The following is a 241-nucleotide window of genomic DNA, read 5'->3' as shown; positions in this document are numbered from 1 at the left end:
CGTTTCAAAAATAATCTTATTGATTTTTCATTTAAAAAAAGACATATCATAATTCCTGCCTTGTTAAAAGGAAAAACAGAGAAATTTCTGTATGATTCCGGAACAAGTGCTTATGAATTACTGACCTATCAGGAAGTTTGGGAAGATTTAAAATTACCCCATGCAAAAGTAACCAAGGAAAATGTACGTTCATGGAACAATACATTGACTGCTTTTTCTACAACGTGCAATCAAACAATAC

The 241-nt window shown here is 31.5% G+C and carries 1 protein-coding gene; it reads left to right on the top strand.

All coding sequences use genetic code 11. The annotated features are described in order from the left end of the window. The coding region (locus tag SB764_RS44140; RefSeq protein ID WP_410867330.1) for a hypothetical protein at nt 1-241 on the top strand (241 nt) is incomplete at both ends.

The organism is Paraburkholderia sp. SIMBA_027, assembly GCF_046535315.1.
Lineage (GTDB): Bacteria > Pseudomonadota > Gammaproteobacteria > Burkholderiales > Burkholderiaceae > Paraburkholderia > Paraburkholderia tropica.
The sequence above is the reverse complement of the archived record's forward strand: the minus strand, read 5'-3'. Positions and strand labels throughout refer to the sequence as shown.